This window comes from Sediminibacterium sp. (assembly GCF_030695065.1).
In the GTDB taxonomy this organism is placed as follows: Bacteria; Bacteroidota; Bacteroidia; order Chitinophagales; family Chitinophagaceae; genus Sediminibacterium.
In genome coordinates this window covers 232,977-248,258 of record NZ_JAUYTR010000023.1, presented here as the reverse complement: position 1 = coordinate 248,258, position 15,282 = coordinate 232,977, and the positions used below count along the sequence as shown (strand labels likewise).

General features: G+C 34.9%; 13 protein-coding genes. 7 read left to right on the top strand and 6 right to left on the bottom strand.

Going from position 1 to position 15,282, the window contains the following annotated elements:
• The first annotated feature begins 11 nt into the window (after nt 1-11).
• Nucleotides 12-2,201 carry a penicillin acylase family protein gene (locus Q8S25_RS11940; RefSeq protein WP_305538033.1) on the top strand — a complete coding sequence of 730 codons (2,190 nt, stop codon included), beginning with the start codon at nt 12-14 and terminating at the stop codon, nt 2,199-2,201.
• 1 nt (nt 2,202) lies between these two features.
• Here the strand turns inward: Q8S25_RS11940 and cysS are convergent, their stop codons facing one another.
• The 6 genes from cysS to rlmD are packed head-to-tail and all read right to left on the bottom strand — an operon-like array spanning nt 2,203 to nt 9,164.
• Nucleotides 2,203-3,708, bottom strand: coding sequence for a cysteine--tRNA ligase (gene cysS, locus Q8S25_RS11935; RefSeq protein WP_305538032.1), 1,506 nt, complete (start codon nt 3,706-3,708; stop codon nt 2,203-2,205).
• Between the two features lie 17 nt (nt 3,709-3,725).
• Nucleotides 3,726-4,829, bottom strand: coding sequence for an endonuclease/exonuclease/phosphatase family protein (locus tag Q8S25_RS11930; protein ID WP_305538031.1), 1,104 nt, complete (start codon nt 4,827-4,829; stop codon nt 3,726-3,728).
• Between the two features lie 19 nt (nt 4,830-4,848).
• A complete protein-coding gene (locus Q8S25_RS11925; RefSeq protein ID WP_305538030.1) occupies nt 4,849-5,970 on the bottom strand; it encodes an endonuclease/exonuclease/phosphatase family protein in 1,122 nt (373 codons plus the stop codon).
• Nucleotides 5,970-6,893 (bottom strand): rhomboid family intramembrane serine protease, encoded by a 924-nt coding sequence (locus tag Q8S25_RS11920; RefSeq protein ID WP_305538029.1) that lies wholly within the window; start codon nt 6,891-6,893, stop codon nt 5,970-5,972. The genes Q8S25_RS11925 and Q8S25_RS11920 overlap by 1 nt, the downstream gene beginning before the upstream one ends.
• Before the next feature lies 1 nt (nt 6,894).
• The gene (locus Q8S25_RS11915) at nt 6,895-7,737 is read right to left on the bottom strand and encodes a rhomboid family intramembrane serine protease (protein ID WP_305538028.1); all 843 of its coding nucleotides are present in this window, start codon (nt 7,735-7,737) and stop codon (nt 6,895-6,897) included.
• Between the two features lie 2 nt (nt 7,738-7,739).
• On the bottom strand, nt 7,740-9,164 hold the full coding sequence (rlmD, locus tag Q8S25_RS11910; RefSeq protein ID WP_305538026.1) for a 23S rRNA (uracil(1939)-C(5))-methyltransferase RlmD: 1,425 nt from the start codon (nt 9,162-9,164) through the stop codon (nt 7,740-7,742).
• A 67-nt stretch (nt 9,165-9,231) separates the two neighbouring features.
• Here rlmD and Q8S25_RS11905 point away from each other — a divergent pair, with 67 nt between their 5' ends.
• The 6 genes from Q8S25_RS11905 to Q8S25_RS11880 all read left to right on the top strand — a co-directional run bounded on the left by Q8S25_RS11905 (nt 9,232) and on the right by Q8S25_RS11880 (nt 15,279).
• On the top strand, nt 9,232-10,722 hold the full coding sequence (locus Q8S25_RS11905; protein WP_305538024.1) for a TlpA family protein disulfide reductase: 1,491 nt from the start codon (nt 9,232-9,234) through the stop codon (nt 10,720-10,722).
• 64 nt (nt 10,723-10,786) lie between these two features.
• Nucleotides 10,787-11,002, top strand: coding sequence for a hypothetical protein (locus tag Q8S25_RS11900; RefSeq protein WP_305538022.1), 216 nt, complete (start codon nt 10,787-10,789; stop codon nt 11,000-11,002).
• Nucleotides 11,003-11,233: 231 nt separating this feature from the next.
• Nucleotides 11,234-11,881 (top strand): response regulator transcription factor, encoded by a 648-nt coding sequence (locus Q8S25_RS11895; protein WP_305538020.1) that lies wholly within the window; start codon nt 11,234-11,236, stop codon nt 11,879-11,881.
• Between the two features lie 16 nt (nt 11,882-11,897).
• Nucleotides 11,898-12,296, top strand: a complete 399-nt coding sequence (locus Q8S25_RS11890; protein WP_305538018.1) for a response regulator — start codon at nt 11,898-11,900, stop codon at nt 12,294-12,296.
• A 5-nt stretch (nt 12,297-12,301) separates the two neighbouring features.
• Nucleotides 12,302-14,206 carry an ATP-binding protein gene (locus Q8S25_RS11885; RefSeq protein ID WP_305538016.1) on the top strand — a complete coding sequence of 635 codons (1,905 nt, stop codon included), beginning with the start codon at nt 12,302-12,304 and terminating at the stop codon, nt 14,204-14,206.
• Complete coding sequence (locus Q8S25_RS11880) at nt 14,203-15,279, top strand: response regulator (protein ID WP_305538014.1); 1,077 nt, start codon at nt 14,203-14,205, stop codon at nt 15,277-15,279. Before Q8S25_RS11885 ends, Q8S25_RS11880 begins: the two co-directional genes overlap by 4 nt.
• Nucleotides 15,280-15,282 lie beyond the last annotated feature (3 nt).

Below are 15,282 nucleotides of genomic sequence, written 5' to 3'. Positions count from 1 at the left end.
AATAAAGTTTTATGAAAATAGGGTTCTTTGCATTTTGTAGTTTGATGATGGTCTCCGCTTTTGCTCAATCGCCTAGCATAGCTGAAGTAAAACGTTGGGAAGCCCAGGCCAAACAAGTAAATATTGTAAGAGATACATATGGTGTTCCACATATTTATGGTAAAACAGATGCGGATGTTGTTTTTGGATTAATGTATTCTCAGTGCGAAGAAAATTTTGAACGCATTGAGCGTAATTATTTGGAAATGTTGGGTAGAAGAGCTGAGATGGAAGGAGAGAAGTTGGTTTATAACGATTTGTTGATGCGCTTAATTGCAGACAGCAACGATGCAAAAAAAGACTATTTACAAAGTCCATTATGGTTGAAGAAATTGTTGAATGCACATGCTGATGGAATTAATTATTTCTTGTATAAACATCCAGAAGTAAGACCCGTTGTTTTAAAAAAATTTGAACCTTGGTTTCATTTAATGTATACAGACGGTAGTGTTTCTGCAACAAGTACTGGTGGCGCATCGGTAGAAGAAATTAAGCAGTTTTATGAAAATGGTCCTGAAACAAATTCAACAGCCTACTACCAAATAAAAGAGATTGAAGAAAGAGGATCAAATGGATTTGCGATTGCACCTAAGCGATCAGCTTCAGGTAATGCAATGTTGTACATTAATCCACACGTGCCTTTCTATTTTAGATCAGAAGCGCAAATGGTGAGCGAAGAAGGGTTGAATGCTTATGGGGCTGCCACTTGGGGTCAATTTTTTATTTACCAAGGTTTTAATGAACATGTTGGTTGGATGCATACTTCTGGATATACCGACGTGGCCGATTTGTATGAAGAAAAAATTACTAAAACCAATAAAGGCTGGGTGTATGAATACGATAAAAAATTTATGCCAGTAAAGTCTAAACCAATTACTATTTACTACACGGTTAACGGCGAAAGGCAGGCTAAAACATTTACAGCATTCTATACCCATCATGGACCTGTAGTAGCTAAAAGAAATGGTAAGTGGTTGGCTTTAAAAGAGTACAATAGATCTATGAAAGCCTTAGTACAAAGTTGGAAAACAACCAAGGCCCAAAATTTAGAAGAGTACACTACTGCTATGAAAGGTTTGTCTAATACTACCAATAACACAGTGTATGCAGACGATCAAGGAAATATTGCCTATTGGCATGGGAACTTTGTACCAAAAAGAAATCCTGGCTTCAATTTTAGCTTACCTGTGGATGGCTCTATTGCTGCAACAGAGTGGCAAGGTGTGCATCCATTAGAAGAAACTGTTCATTTAATTAATCCAGCTAGTGGATGGATGCAAAACTGCAATGCTACTCCATTTACTTTAGCAGGAGAAAGCAGTCCCAATAAAAACAATTATCCTTATTATATGGCTCCCGATGGACAAAATGCCAGAGGAATAAATGCAATGCGTTTGTTAAACAATAGAGACAGCATTACGTTGGAAGAATTAATTGAAATTGGATACGATCGTTATTTATCTGCATTTGATATTTTATTGCCTCCTTTATTCAAGGCCTTTGATGCAACCAGCAATACAGACTCATTAAAAAATAAAATTAGACCTGCAATTGAAACACTTAGAGCTTGGAACAAAATTACCGATACTAGTTCAGTAGCTACTACATTAGCAATTGATTGGGCTACCAAAATAAATGCACTTTGGCCTCGCGCTAGAACGCAAGAAGAAAACACAGAATGGATTGGTCGATTTAATGCAATAGCTAATGGAGTTAGCGGTAAAAAAATGTTAGAGCAGCTAAATGAAGTATTGAATGAATTAAGTGCAAAATACGGTCGCTGGCAAGTAAGATGGGGTTCTATCAATCGTTACCAACGATTAACCGGAAAATTTGCTGAAGTATATGACGACAATAAGGCAAGTTTAGCAGTTCCTTTAAGTTCATCTAGATGGGGTTCATTGCCGGCATTTGAAAGTAGGTCTATGTATAGTTCAAAAGGCAGGTATGGTTTTTCTGGAAATAGTTTTATTGCTGCAGTTGAATTTGGTAAACGGGTTAAAGCCAAAACGATTGTTACGGGTGGACATAGCAATAATCCATTATCTCCCCATTTTAAAGATCAATCTGAAGGGTTTGTTTATGGCAAGTTTAAGGACGTGTTTTTTTATAAGGAAGATGTATTTAAAAACAAGGAAAAGGAATATCATCCAGGAGAATAATCTACTGGATGGTATAACTCATTCCTCCATCTTTTTCATCTTTTAATTGAACGCCCAAAGCGCTTAATTCATTTCTGATTTTATCGGATGTAACAAAGTCTTTTCTTTGCTTTGCTTCTTTGCGAATATTGATTAACAATTGTAAAACACCTTCCAGCTTATTATTGTTATCGGCTTTGCTGCTTTGTAGGCCAAAAATATTTACTATAAATGCAGAAAGCTGTTTTTTCATCAAGGCAATGGTATTGCTATCTAAAGCATTTGCACTAATATGTTTGTCTTTTAACGAATTGATTACCGGAACCAATTCAAACATATTGGCAATTACTTTTGCAGTATTAATATCGTCGTTCATGAACTCATCAAACTCTGTAACCAACTTTATTACTTTTTGATTGAGTGTAAGGTCATCGGCAGTTTGATTTGTAGTGTAGTCAAAGCTCATCAACCACTCATAAGCATCCATTAATCTTCTTAAAGCCTTTTCACTTGCTTGTAAAGCTTCATTACTAAAGTCTAATGTGCTTCTATATTGAGATTGTAAAATAAAAAAGCGAACAGTAGAAGGCGCATAAGACTGCTCTAATATTGGATGCGTTCCTGCAAACAATTCGCTAAGCTTAATCACATTGTTATAGCTCTTTCCCATTTTCTTACCATTAATGGTAATCATATTGTTGTGGAGCCAATACCTTGCAGGCATTTGATGATTGCAAACCGTACTTTGGGCAATTTCACACTCATGATGTGGAAATTGTAAATCCATCCCACCTCCATGAATATCAAATTCTTTTCCTAGGTATTTTGTACTCATTGCAGAACACTCAATATGCCATCCAGGGAAGCCCTCACCCCAAGGACTCTGCCAACGCATGATATGTTCGGGTGGTGCATTTTTCCAAAGAGCAAAATCACTTTTATTCCGCTTTTCCTCTTGGTTGTCTAATTCTCTTGTACTTTCTATTTGATCATCTAAAATTCGTCCACTTAGAATTCCATAAGGTTGTCCTTTAGCACTAAAATCGATATTGTATTTCTCTACATCAAAATATACAGAACCATTTGATTCATACGCATAGCCATCTTCAATGATTTTTTTAATCATTTCAATCTGCTCTACAATATGTCCTGTTGCAGTAGGCTCTATACTTGGTGGCAGGTTGTTAAACTGGTTCATAGCCCAATGGTACATATTGGTATATTTTTGTACCAATTCCATTGGTTCTAATTTTTCAAGAACTGCCTTAGAACTAATTTTATCTTCAGCTGCTCTGCCCTCTTCTTCAAAATGGCCCGCATCGGTAATATTTCTTACATATCGTACTTTATAACCCAAATACATTAAATATCGATATAGTACATCAAATGTTATAAAAGGTCTTGCATGACCTAAATGACTTTCTCCACTTACAGTTGGGCCACAAACATACATTCCCACATAAGGGGGATTGATGGGTTCAAAAACTTCTTTTTTACGGGTAAGCGAGTTGTATACTTTCAGCGACATGATGCCGCAAAGTTATTTTATTTTTTCAAACGAATATCAGCTACCAACATGATATGGTCGCTTAATGCTTCATCAACCATATCAAATTGCTTTACTTCAAATTGTTTATCTAATAAGATATAGTCAATTCTTAGGGTTGGTGCTAATGAAATAAAGGTTCTGCCAAGGCCAAAGCTTCTTTGTAGAAAGGCATCATTTTTATCTCCCTTAATATTAAAATAGGTATATGAGTTGGGAACGTCATTAAAATCTCCGGTAATTACTGTTGGATATGGACTTCTGTCTAGGGCAGTTCTTACTAAATTGGCTTGAATACCTCTTTTCTGATAAGCTGCCTTCATTTTTCGCATAATACTGATTGAAGCACTAAATGAGGATTCGTCGGAGTCTTTTATTTTTTCAATATCAGCATAATCTTTCTTTTTAAACTTAAAAGACTGTAAATGAGTAGTAAATACCCTAATGGTGTCATTTCCTTTTAACAGGTCTGTATAAATAAGACTTTCTTCAGAAGGAAATACAACTCTGCCAGAATCGACGATAGGATATTTAGAGAAAATAATACAACCAGATTGATAAGTCCCGTCATTTCTTTTGTGGTCCTTAGAAAAAAAGTAATACCGATGGGTGCTTTTGAATAAACTGATATTATTTTCTGCTTCAGCATTGTTGAACTCTTGCAAGCATATTACATCTGGGTAGGTTTTTAAAATGCTTGATGCTACTTCATTCCTAACTAATTTTTTTGCTAATGCATCTTTAGATAATCCATTAAAGCTTTGCACATTCCAGTTTACAATCCTAAAATGATTTTCTGCTTTCCTTTTTGTAAAGATGGAATTACCCGTCCAAGCAAATACTACTGCAATTTGTTGCCATCCAATTAATAAAGCAATGATTGGCATGAGTGACCAAATTGGTTTCGAGATTAACCAAAACAAAGTAAATAAGATAAGGGCTAAAATTAAATAGGGTGTAGTTAAAGCCAATAACCCATGCAACCAAATTTGATTAGGATTAACATAAGGAGATAATGTAGCAATCAAAAAAAAGAAGACAATAATTGCATTTACAATAATGAAAAATTTCTTAGTGGTTTTCCTAATCCAGCCTTTTGCCATAATTAAAATTACAAAAATTTTAATTGGCAAGTTGGATGTCTGCAATCACAGGGTAATGGTCTGATAAATTCAGCTTGGGTGAGTAATACTGCAAGGTTCTTAAATCGGTTGAAGTTAATATTAAATCAATCCTTGCAAAATAGCTACCTTTTTTATAAGTACCCCTTAAACCTGCACCCTTTTCTAAATAGGTATCCAAAGTGTTTTGTCTTAATAACTGGTATACGTAACTACTGGGTACTGCATTTAAATCGGCACAAAAAATAAAAGGTATTTTTGTGTCTTCAAATGCACCAACTACTTGTTCAGCTTGATCTGTATGTATCCGATCATAATATTCTAATCTTTCTAAGCGATTGCTATTAAATAAAAAATTGGTGTCTTCTTTTACATATTTTAAGTTTCCTAGCACACCACCTGATAATTTATTATAGTGTAAAAACATAGACCTGAAATGGGTATTAAATAGGCGAACGGTTTTGTTTGCTATTTCTAAATCGGCATATGCAATGCTTTCCGGGTGCGATGCCTGTGTATAAACTATTCGCCCACTATTTTTAATGGGAAATTTAGAAAAAATAATTGTTCCATATGCTATGTCGTCCATACTAAAAAAATGATACGGAAATCCTAAACTGTCTCGTATAAATCCTGGAATATCACGTTCAGCCCAACCTGGTGCAACTATGAAATCTTGAAAGCAAAGTATATCTGGGTTTACTTCTTTAATAAAGTTGAGCATTTTACCTTGATCATATTTCCAAGATTCAATCTCTGGCCTACTATAAAGAAATTCATTTACATTCCAAGTTAATACCCTAACCGATTGTGGGTTTTTGATAGGATTAAAAGCCTGTTCAAAACGGATTGAATAAGTGTTAAATAAATTAAAGCTACCTGGTAGTAACAATAAAAAGACCAACCATGATTTTTTCTGAAATAGCAGTACAATAATACAGCACCACAAAAAGCTAGCTAAGAAAAGGATTGGAAAACCAATGGCTAAAAAAGTAATTCCTGTAAAAATATGCGGGTTCATCCATCCACTAAATGAACCAATCCAATAAATCAATATTAATGGGAAACCTATTGCAGCAATGCTGCTCTTGATAAATGTATAAAAAGTTTGTTTTGATATCATTACAGTTCTTCGTCGCTGGCCCTTTTTAGAAAAGCCTTCTCCTCGTCTGTTAAAAACGCATAACCATGTTGATTTATTTTATCTAAGATATCATCTAACTTCTGCTGAGTAATATTGGCAATTTTTTCATATGGCTTTCTATTAGCTCTATAGAAGTGTTTTTCACTTTGTTTCTGTTGTTCTTTTTTCTTTTCTGGATTAAAAAGGTTGTCTATCCAATCTACCAGCGCATTCATCCAAGCACTCCAATCTTTCCCTTTTTGTAATTGCTTCACAAAAAAGAAACCAACTGCACCACCTGCTAAATGAGCCGCACCAGTACCAGCATTGCCTCCAGATAATGTGGCAAAATCAATGGCTACAAAAACCAATGTAAGTACCCAAAGCGGAATTCCTCCATTAATTAAGGGGAATAATCTATAATCTGGTGCCAACGTAGTTGTAGCCAACGCAACAGCCATTACAGCTGCACCACCACCCATCATGGCTGGAGTAGTCAAAATATTTCTTTCTAGAACGGGGAATAAGTTGTTGCTTAACAAAAAAACTACTGCGCCAACAAATCCACCATATAAGTAGATGGGCAATAGTTTGCTATTGCCAGCTAAATCTTGCAATATGTATCCAAAAGCCCATAACCACAATAAAGTGCTAATTAACTGCCATATACTTAAATGGGTAAACATAGCAGTAAAAATGGTCCAAGGTCTTGCAAAAAACACTTCAGGTACGGGCGATAAAGTAAACCAATCTAATATTTGTTTATTGAAAAATTCTAGTGGAATGTCTGATAAAAAATAAACAATCCTGATAAAATTAATTAATACAAAAACCAAGGAATTCACTGCGAATAAAAATACCAACGCGTTATTGTCTTGACCAAGTAAAATATTTCTTGCGCTTTTTTGTGTTAGTGGTGACATACTAATAGAACGTTTTTTTACGGGTTTTGTTCCAAGTAATAACAATTAGTAATCCTACGATTGCTCCACCTATATGTGCCCATCTGGCTACATTGTCTCCTGCTGAGTTTTTAAGTGCAAAGAAGAACTCATAAGAAAAGTAGAGCAACCCAATCCATTTTGCTTTTATTGGGAATAGAAAATAGATATAGATATAGGTATTGGGGAATAAATAAATAAACGCTGCTAAAATGCCAAATACTGCCCCACTGGCCCCTAATGTGGCGGTATTTATGTTTTTATCATAAAAGTTGGTTAATGCTTCAAACATTTGGGCACTGGCAAGGGTATTATCTGGGTTTAACCTTAAACTGTTAATAATTTCACTGTGATTTTCGAATCGGATATTATAAGTATCAATGAAGCGAATCATGGCATTATTTAAAGAAGCGCCACCATCTTCATGTAAGTTAAAAATGACTTTGTAGTCATTCATCAACGGAACAAACTCATAACTCAAAAACAACAAGTGAATTAAAGCTGCACCTAGCCCACAAATCAAGTAAAAAGTTAAAAACTTTTTTGAACCCCATAAGTTTTCTAAAACCGATCCAAACATCCACAACGCAAACATATTACCTAAAATATGGCCAAAGTCTCCGTGCATAAACATATGCGTTATCAACTGCCATGGCTGGAATAAACTACTTTGCCATCCGTGTAAGGCAAAAATATTTTCCATATTCAAGAATCCATTAGGGCCTGAAATGATATTTTGTGCCAGAAAAAAAAGCCCATTGATGATCAATAAGTTTTTTACGATGGTAGGTAATATCTCAAATCTACTTGGGCGAAACTCAGTCATAATTAATTAATCAATTTCAGTTGTACAACATTCTCAATATGCAAGGTATGCGGAAACATATCAACTGGCTGTATTTTGGTTACTTGGTATTTTTCGCTTAGCAATGCCAAGTCTCTGGCTTGTGTTGCCGGATTACAGCTTACATACACTACCGTAGGCGCTGCTATTTCCAACAATTTTTTTACCAATTTCTCGTGCATCCCAGCTCTTGGGGGGTCAGTTATTACTACATCTGCTTTGCCATGTTCCTCAAAAAATGCATCATTGCAAATATCAATAACGTCTCCAGCAAAAAATGTAGCATGGCTTACCCCATTAATAGCTGCATTTTCTTTGGCATCTTCAATTGCATCGGCTACCATTTCAACCCCAATCAGCTTTTTGGCCAATTTGCTTACAAATAATCCAATACTACCTGTTCCACAATACAAATCATAAACAAGTTGGCTGCCATCTAGTTCAGCAAATTCTCTGGTTACTGCATATAATTTCTCTGCCTGCTTAGTATTGGTTTGAAAAAACGACTTAGGGCTTATCTTAAATGAAAGTTCTTCTAATTTCTCAATGATATATCCTTTGCCATAATAAATAATGGGTTCCTGATCGTGAAGGCTATCGTTTCTTTTGCCATTAATGGTATACAATAAGGTAGTTATTTGTGGGAAGGACTTTAATAACTGATCTAAAAGCGCAATTCTATGCTCCTTCTCTTCATAAGCTATAACCATATTCACCATTAATTCTCCGGTAGTACTGCTTCTTACAAGGAGGTTTCTAATCCACCCCTCATGGCTTTTAATATTATAGAAAGGCAACTGATTCGCTAGAACATAAGCTGCTACTGCTTTTCTAATTAAGTTGGTAGGCTCTTCTTGTAAGTGACAAGTATCTATTTCTACTACTTTGTCAAAAAAGCCACGCACATGAAAGCCTGCAGCGCCAGGTTGGTTATTAAAATCGACCCCTTCTGCTTTCATTCTTCTAAATTCTTCTGTTGGAATGTATTTGCGGGTAGCAAAAGTATATTCCATTTTATTTCTATATCCACGAGTAAAATCGGCTCCTATAATGGGAGCTATTTCGGGGAGACTAATTTTTGCAATGCGGGTTAGGTTGTCGGTAATTTGTTTCTGTTTGTAGAATAATTGCTTTTCGTAAGGCAGCATTTGCCACTGGCAGCCACCACAAACGCCAAAATGTTCGCAAAAAGGGGTAACCCTATCCGAAGACAAGCTATGAATATGAACAGTATGGCCTTCGGCCCAATCGGCTTTGTTTTTAGACAATTGTACATCCACCACATCGCCGGGTACTGCCCCCTCAATAAAAACTACTTTGCCATCTACTCTTGCCAAAGACTTTCCTTCGGCAGCATAATCCTGTACCAGTACTTTCTCTAGTACAACTGTTTTACGTTGTTTTCTCACCCTGTAAAGGTAGGTCGTTTTCTATTTAGCCCTCCAAATTGCGTATTTTTAGGCCTAAATAAGGAATATGCGTTTTTTGATATTTAGTGCGTTGCTATTGATTCAATTTCAAAGTTTATTTGCCCAACAAAAGTCTTTGGTTAAAAAAGCCAACACAATTGCTACAAAACCGGCTATTTCAAAAGGGGTTGTTTCAGGGGGAAGGGAGATTGCTATTACGCTAACCCCCCTTAAAAATTGTACGGTTTACTTAGGTAGCTATTTTGGCAAAGGGATGACCATTGTAGATTCTACCCGTTTAGACCAAAATAGCAAAGGGGTATTTAAGGGAGCCAACAAGCTTACTACAGGCATTTATTTTGTAGTATCTCCTACTTATACCATACAATTTGAGCTGTTAATGGATCAACAACAGCGTTTTAGTATACAAGCCGATACCAGTGCCAAAGAATCAGCTATTATAAAAGGCTCACCAGATAATGACTTATTCAAGAATTACGCGCTTTTTTCTAATGAAAAAGGAAAAACCTTACAGCAGTTAAAGCTGGCATTACAGTCTGCCGATGGCGCAGAGGCCAATAAAATAAGGCTTTCAATAGCCAATACAGAAAAAGAAATTAAACAGTATCAGGCTAATATTCATAAAACACAACCTCGCTCTCTATTATCTGCACTATTTTATATAATGCAGCGTCCTGAGTTGCCACCTGTTCCAATAGTTAACGGGAAGCCAGATTCTGCTTATCCATATCAATATGTAAAACAACATTATTGGGACAATGTCTTATTTAATGAAGATCGTTTGTTAAGAACACCTTTTTTTGAGCCTAAATTAGATGAGTACTTTAAATATTACGTTTCTGCAGACCCTGATTCTATTATATCGGAAGTAAAGCAAATGTTGTTGATGGCCAAAACAGGAAAAGAAATTTATCCATATCTGCTCACCAAGTTTACCAATAAATACATTAATCCTGAATTTATGGGTCAGGATAAAGTGTTTGTTTATTTGTTTGAAAATTTTTATGCTAAAGGAGATACAGTTTTATTGAACCCTGCATCACGGAAGTCAATTACAGAAAGGGCTTACAGCTTAATGGCTAATCAAATAGGTCAGCAAGCGCCTGTACTTAATTTAACCGATACCAGTGGCAAAAAAGTGGGCTTATACAGTATTAATGCTCCTTTCACCATAGTAACATTTTGGGATCCTAATTGTGGGCATTGTAAAGAAGAAATACCTAGATATGATTCTATTTATAAGGCAAAATGGAAAGCCAATGGGGTAGCTGTTTACTCAGTAAATATTTACGAAAACGAAAATGCCGCATGGAAAAAATTTATTGTAGACAATAAACTTTCTGCTGAATGGCATCAAGTGTATCAAACTAAAGAAGATAAATTAGTAGAAGAAAAAGCTGGGTTGCCCAATTACAGACAGTTGTACGATATTTTTAAAACCCCAACTGTATATTTATTAGACAATAAAAAGCGCATTTTGGCAAAACAATTGTCGTTAGAACAATTTGATGCTTTAATGGATGCCAAAAAACGCTGATTTTATGCAAGAGACTGAATGCTAATTGATACCTATTTAAACTATGATGTAGTCACTTTACATCATGGAACATATATACGAAGAAATCAAAGAAAGACACCACAGGAGTTTGCGTGTACCTGCTGCTATCATTAGTTATATCATGTTTGCATTTTTGGTTACCGTATTTCTTGTGACTACCAATTATTACGATAAATCTACTGAGCAATCGGCTCAAGACCTTTCTGTAGCGGGCAATACAGCCACAAGCAGCAATTCAACCACTGCAGCAAGTAATTAGCAACTAGTTCAACTTTTTATTTATATCCCCCAATTGTAAGCGGAATTATCTTTTTGATGATTCCGCTTTTTTTATGACCAATCTCATCTTGTTACTCAGTATTTATGAGTAAATTTAGTAAGGCTCTATCTCCCTAGTTTAAGGGAAAATGCGGCATCCTTAATTGGTTAAATTTGTATAAGTTTTTAGTACAGAATCCTATTTATTACAAGAAATGCAAAAGAAACTAGAATGTATTTGATAGGCATTATAGAAGATGATGTTCAATTGAGAAAAACCATGGAGAATTATATCTCCCTACAACAGGATTTATCCTTGGTATTCTCTTGCAACAGAATTGAAAAATGGATTAGTATCAGACAAGATGCAGGCATAGTGCCCGATTGCATCTTATTAGATATTGGTTTGCCTGGGATTTCCGGATTGGATGCCATTTCAATTATTAGTAGTTATTACCCTGGGGTAAAAATCTTGGTAATTACTGGAATGGAAGATCCATTGGTAGCTTGGCAAGCAATGATGAATGGTGCAAATGGGTTTTTATTAAAGCCATTTAGATTGGCAGAAATGCAAAAGCAATTAGAAGTTTTGCAATCTGGCGGCACCGTTCTAGAGCCGGAAATTATGACAGGATTAATTAAAACCGCAAGAAATAGATTTAATACAAGTGGAGGAATAGAGAGGTTTCAAGAGTTTGGATTAACCCAAAGAGAAATACAGGTTGCTGAATTATTGTTGGCTGGATCTAGTTATAAAGAAATTTCAACTATTTTAAATGTTTCATATACTACAGTAAATGAGCATATAAAAAATATTTATAAAAAAGTAAAAGTAAATTCTAAAATGGCATTCATTAATAGAGTGTCGGGTAAGAACTAAAATTGATTCGTTGCTAATGACTAATATAGAGAACCCATACGCCATACTTATTGCAGACGACGATGAAATTAATCGAGTTATATTAAAGCATATGTTAAAGTATGTAAGTGTAGAAATTAGCTGTGTTTCAGATGGCGAAGAAGCAATGGCATTCTTAAATGAAAGCGCTAGTAGAAAAGTTATTTTACTACTCGATTTAAATATGCCCAATATGGATGGGAATGAAGTGATAGCTAGGGTAAATATGGATAGTACACTTAAAAGCAGGGTCAAAATTATTGTTATTACAGCTAATTTATTGTCTGCGTATTTAAAAATTGGAATGGGGGATAGTGTGCTAGATTGTTTAGAGAAACCAGTGAATAAAGAAGAGTTAATTAATCTAATCAAGTTGGGAGCAACACAATTAAATTAAAACAAATGAATCTGAAAAAAGAGGAATTATCCTTTATATTGAATAGTCTGCCACATGCAGTGCTATTTGAGTCTTCAGATCATACGGTATTGTATGTAAACCAAACCTTTTGTACTATTTTTGGTATTGATGCTTCTGCAGATGTTTTAATTGGCACCAATTGTAAAGACAATGCAGTTCAATCGGCTTCATACTTTACTGAGCCATCTCTTTTTTTATCTAGAATTGAATCTATCTATGCCAATGGCAAGGAAGTATTAAACGAAGAAATTCGATTTGTAAGTGGTCAAACTTTATTGCGTGATTATAAACCCATGACTTTAAATGGGAATATAAATGGCCATCTTTGGTTATACAAGAAACCAGATACTGAAATCAGTTTTTTAAGTGCAGCCACATCAGAGCGACATTTTTATGAAGACCTTTTAGATAATATTCCTGCAGATATAGCCATTTTTGATCCGTCACATCGCTACCTTTTTGTAAACAAATTGGCCATTGCAAAGAAGGATCTGCGTAAGTGGATAATAGGTAAAGACGATTTTGACTATTGTAAATATGCGAACAAACCAATTGATTCTGCAGTTAGTAGAAGAAAACTATTTGAGAAAGCGTTGTCGTCTAAAAAAACAGTAGAATTTGAGGAAATTAATTTGGATAGCGCAGGGAATAAAGTGTATAACTTAAGAAGATTTCAACCAGTATTAGGATTGAACGAAAGTGTAGAGTATGTAATTGGTTATGGAATAAATATTACTAATATTAGGGAAAGTGAACTTAGGCTTCAACAACACTACGACGAACTGGGCTTGATGTTTAATAATATAGACCAGCTTGTTATTACACTAGACATGACTGGTACGGTTAATTTTGTGAATTCACAGTGGTTAACACTTACAGGTCTTGAAAAAGAAATGTTGGGCGAAAACAGCCTATTCAGATTAATTGAGACAGGGTTAGATCAGTTTAGAAAGACATTATTTACCGTTTTTAGTGGACATATAGTTCCAATCAGAAATGAAAACCAAGTTGTAATTACCGACAAACGGGGTCAGCTGCGAACGCTTAGGTATTATATGTCTAGGTTTAATCAGGTAGAGGAGAGAGGTCAAATAGTAGCTATATTTTTTACTGATATTACCGACCAACTAAGGGCTGAGCAAGATTTGTTAGATGCTGCAATAAAAGAGAGAAGTTTGAGCGACATGAAAACAAACTTTATGTCGATGGTTTCGCATGAATTAAGAACACCGCTTTCTGTAATTCTATCTAGTGCAGAAATTCTTGAAATGATTTATAGCAAATTACCTGCTAAAGAAATTGAAAAAGGGGCTGCTTATATTAATCGAATTGTTGGACAAGTAGATAAAATGACTCAATTGATGAATGATTTTCTATTCATTAGTAAGATAGAGTCAGGTAAAATTATTCCTCAATTAGAATTGATTGATATTAATCTTCTTTTGAGTGAAATTAATGAAGAATTGTATAGCCCTTGGTCTGATGGAAGATTACTTAAAATGATATTTAAGGGTAATCCTAGTTTGGTAAAATTTGATAAAACCATGATAAGGCATATCATAATTAATTTATTGAACAATGCCTTTAAGTATTCACCCGATTCTAAAGATGCACCAGTTGTAAGGGTTAGTTATACCAAAATGTGGTGGTTTTTTACAGTGGTTGATAAAGGAATTGGAATTGAGGAAGAAGATATTATAAAATTAGGAGAGCCGTTTATACGTGGTTCAAACGTTGGAGATATTGAAGGAACTGGCTTGGGTTTAATGACCATTAAATATTTCACCGATCATCATCGTGGTTCTTTTAGAGTGCGGAGTAAAAAAAATAGGGGTACTATAGTAACCATTCGCTTTCCCTATGATATGAATAAAACTGGTAAACTATGAGTAAAAAAATTTTAGTAGTAGAAGACGAAAAAGATATACGCGATTCTTTAAAAACCATTTTAGAGTTGAACGATTATGAAGTGGAAACTGCAGAGAATGGTCAAGTTGGGCTTGATAAAGCTATTGAACGAAAGCCCGATTTAATTCTTTGTGATGTAATGATGCCGGTTTTAGATGGGTTTGGATTATTGGAGCAATTGCGTAAAAAGTCAATAGAAACCCCATTGATATTTTTGACGGCAAAAGCGCAATACAACGATTTAAGAACTGGAATGAATTTAGGGGCTGATGACTATATTTTTAAACCTTTTAAAAGTGCAGAGCTACTTCAATCTATTGAAAGAAGATTAGAGAGAAAAGATCAACTTGAACACCACTTAAAAAATTTGATAAATAGTCTTGAGCAAACAATCATTCTTATGGTTGGTCATGAGTTTAAGACTCCAATGCATGGTATTTTATCTTTTACCAATTTAATTAAGCAAAAGGCCAATGATTTAGCAAATGATGAGATAGAAGATTTTTGCAACTATTTAGAGCGTTCGAGCAATCGATTAAAACAAACTTTTAGCAAAATCAAAGTTTACTACGATTTAAAATTATCTGGTATTGCTCCAATGAGTGATCGAAGTAAGGTTAGATTAGATTTGCTTGTACAGCATATTGCCAGTCAAGTAGCAGCTGAACACAATAGACTTCAACAATTGAATATAACACAAATGGAGCCTATAGAGGTTAATATTAGTGTTGAGTTATTCTCTATTGCTCTATATGAGTTAATTGATAATGCGTTTAAATTTTCTGACAAAGAAGAAACTGTAACTGTAAACCTTATTGCAGGACACAATGGCGTTAGTGTAGAAATATTAGACCAAGGTAAGTTTTGTAAGGCATCTGAACTTAATGTTCAGTCAGGTGCTATAGGTCAAATAAAACGTTCCAAGTTTGAGCAACAAGGATTAGGAATTGGCCTTGCATTAGCTATGTTAATTGTGAATAGCCAAAATGGGCAAATATTTTTTGACGATATCAAACCACAAGGCATAAGAACTGAAATTTCATTGAACCAATAATTT

Bases quoted from the DNA above. Each gene is read 5' to 3' on its own strand.
- cysS (WP_305538032.1), bottom strand. From the start codon at position 3,708: ATGTCGCTGAAAGTATACAACTCGCTTACCCGTAAAAAAGAAGTTTTT.
- Q8S25_RS11915 (WP_305538028.1), bottom strand. From the start codon at position 7,737: ATGACTGAGTTTCGCCCAAGTAGATTTGAGATATTACCTACCATCGTA.
- Q8S25_RS11890 (WP_305538018.1), top strand. From the start codon at position 11,898: ATGACTAATATAGAGAACCCATACGCCATACTTATTGCAGACGACGAT.
- Q8S25_RS11885 (WP_305538016.1), top strand. From the start codon at position 12,302: ATGAATCTGAAAAAAGAGGAATTATCCTTTATATTGAATAGTCTGCCA.
- Q8S25_RS11900 (WP_305538022.1), top strand. From the start codon at position 10,787: ATGGAACATATATACGAAGAAATCAAAGAAAGACACCACAGGAGTTTG.
- Q8S25_RS11925 (WP_305538030.1), bottom strand. From the start codon at position 5,970: ATGATATCAAAACAAACTTTTTATACATTTATCAAGAGCAGCATTGCT.
- Q8S25_RS11905 (WP_305538024.1), top strand. From the start codon at position 9,232: ATGCGTTTTTTGATATTTAGTGCGTTGCTATTGATTCAATTTCAAAGT.
- Q8S25_RS11895 (WP_305538020.1), top strand. From the start codon at position 11,234: ATGTATTTGATAGGCATTATAGAAGATGATGTTCAATTGAGAAAAACC.
- Q8S25_RS11940 (WP_305538033.1), top strand. From the start codon at position 12: ATGAAAATAGGGTTCTTTGCATTTTGTAGTTTGATGATGGTCTCCGCT.
- Q8S25_RS11920 (WP_305538029.1), bottom strand. From the start codon at position 6,893: ATGTCACCACTAACACAAAAAAGCGCAAGAAATATTTTACTTGGTCAA.
- Q8S25_RS11880 (WP_305538014.1), top strand. From the start codon at position 14,203: ATGAGTAAAAAAATTTTAGTAGTAGAAGACGAAAAAGATATACGCGAT.
- Q8S25_RS11930 (WP_305538031.1), bottom strand. From the start codon at position 4,829: ATGGCAAAAGGCTGGATTAGGAAAACCACTAAGAAATTTTTCATTATT.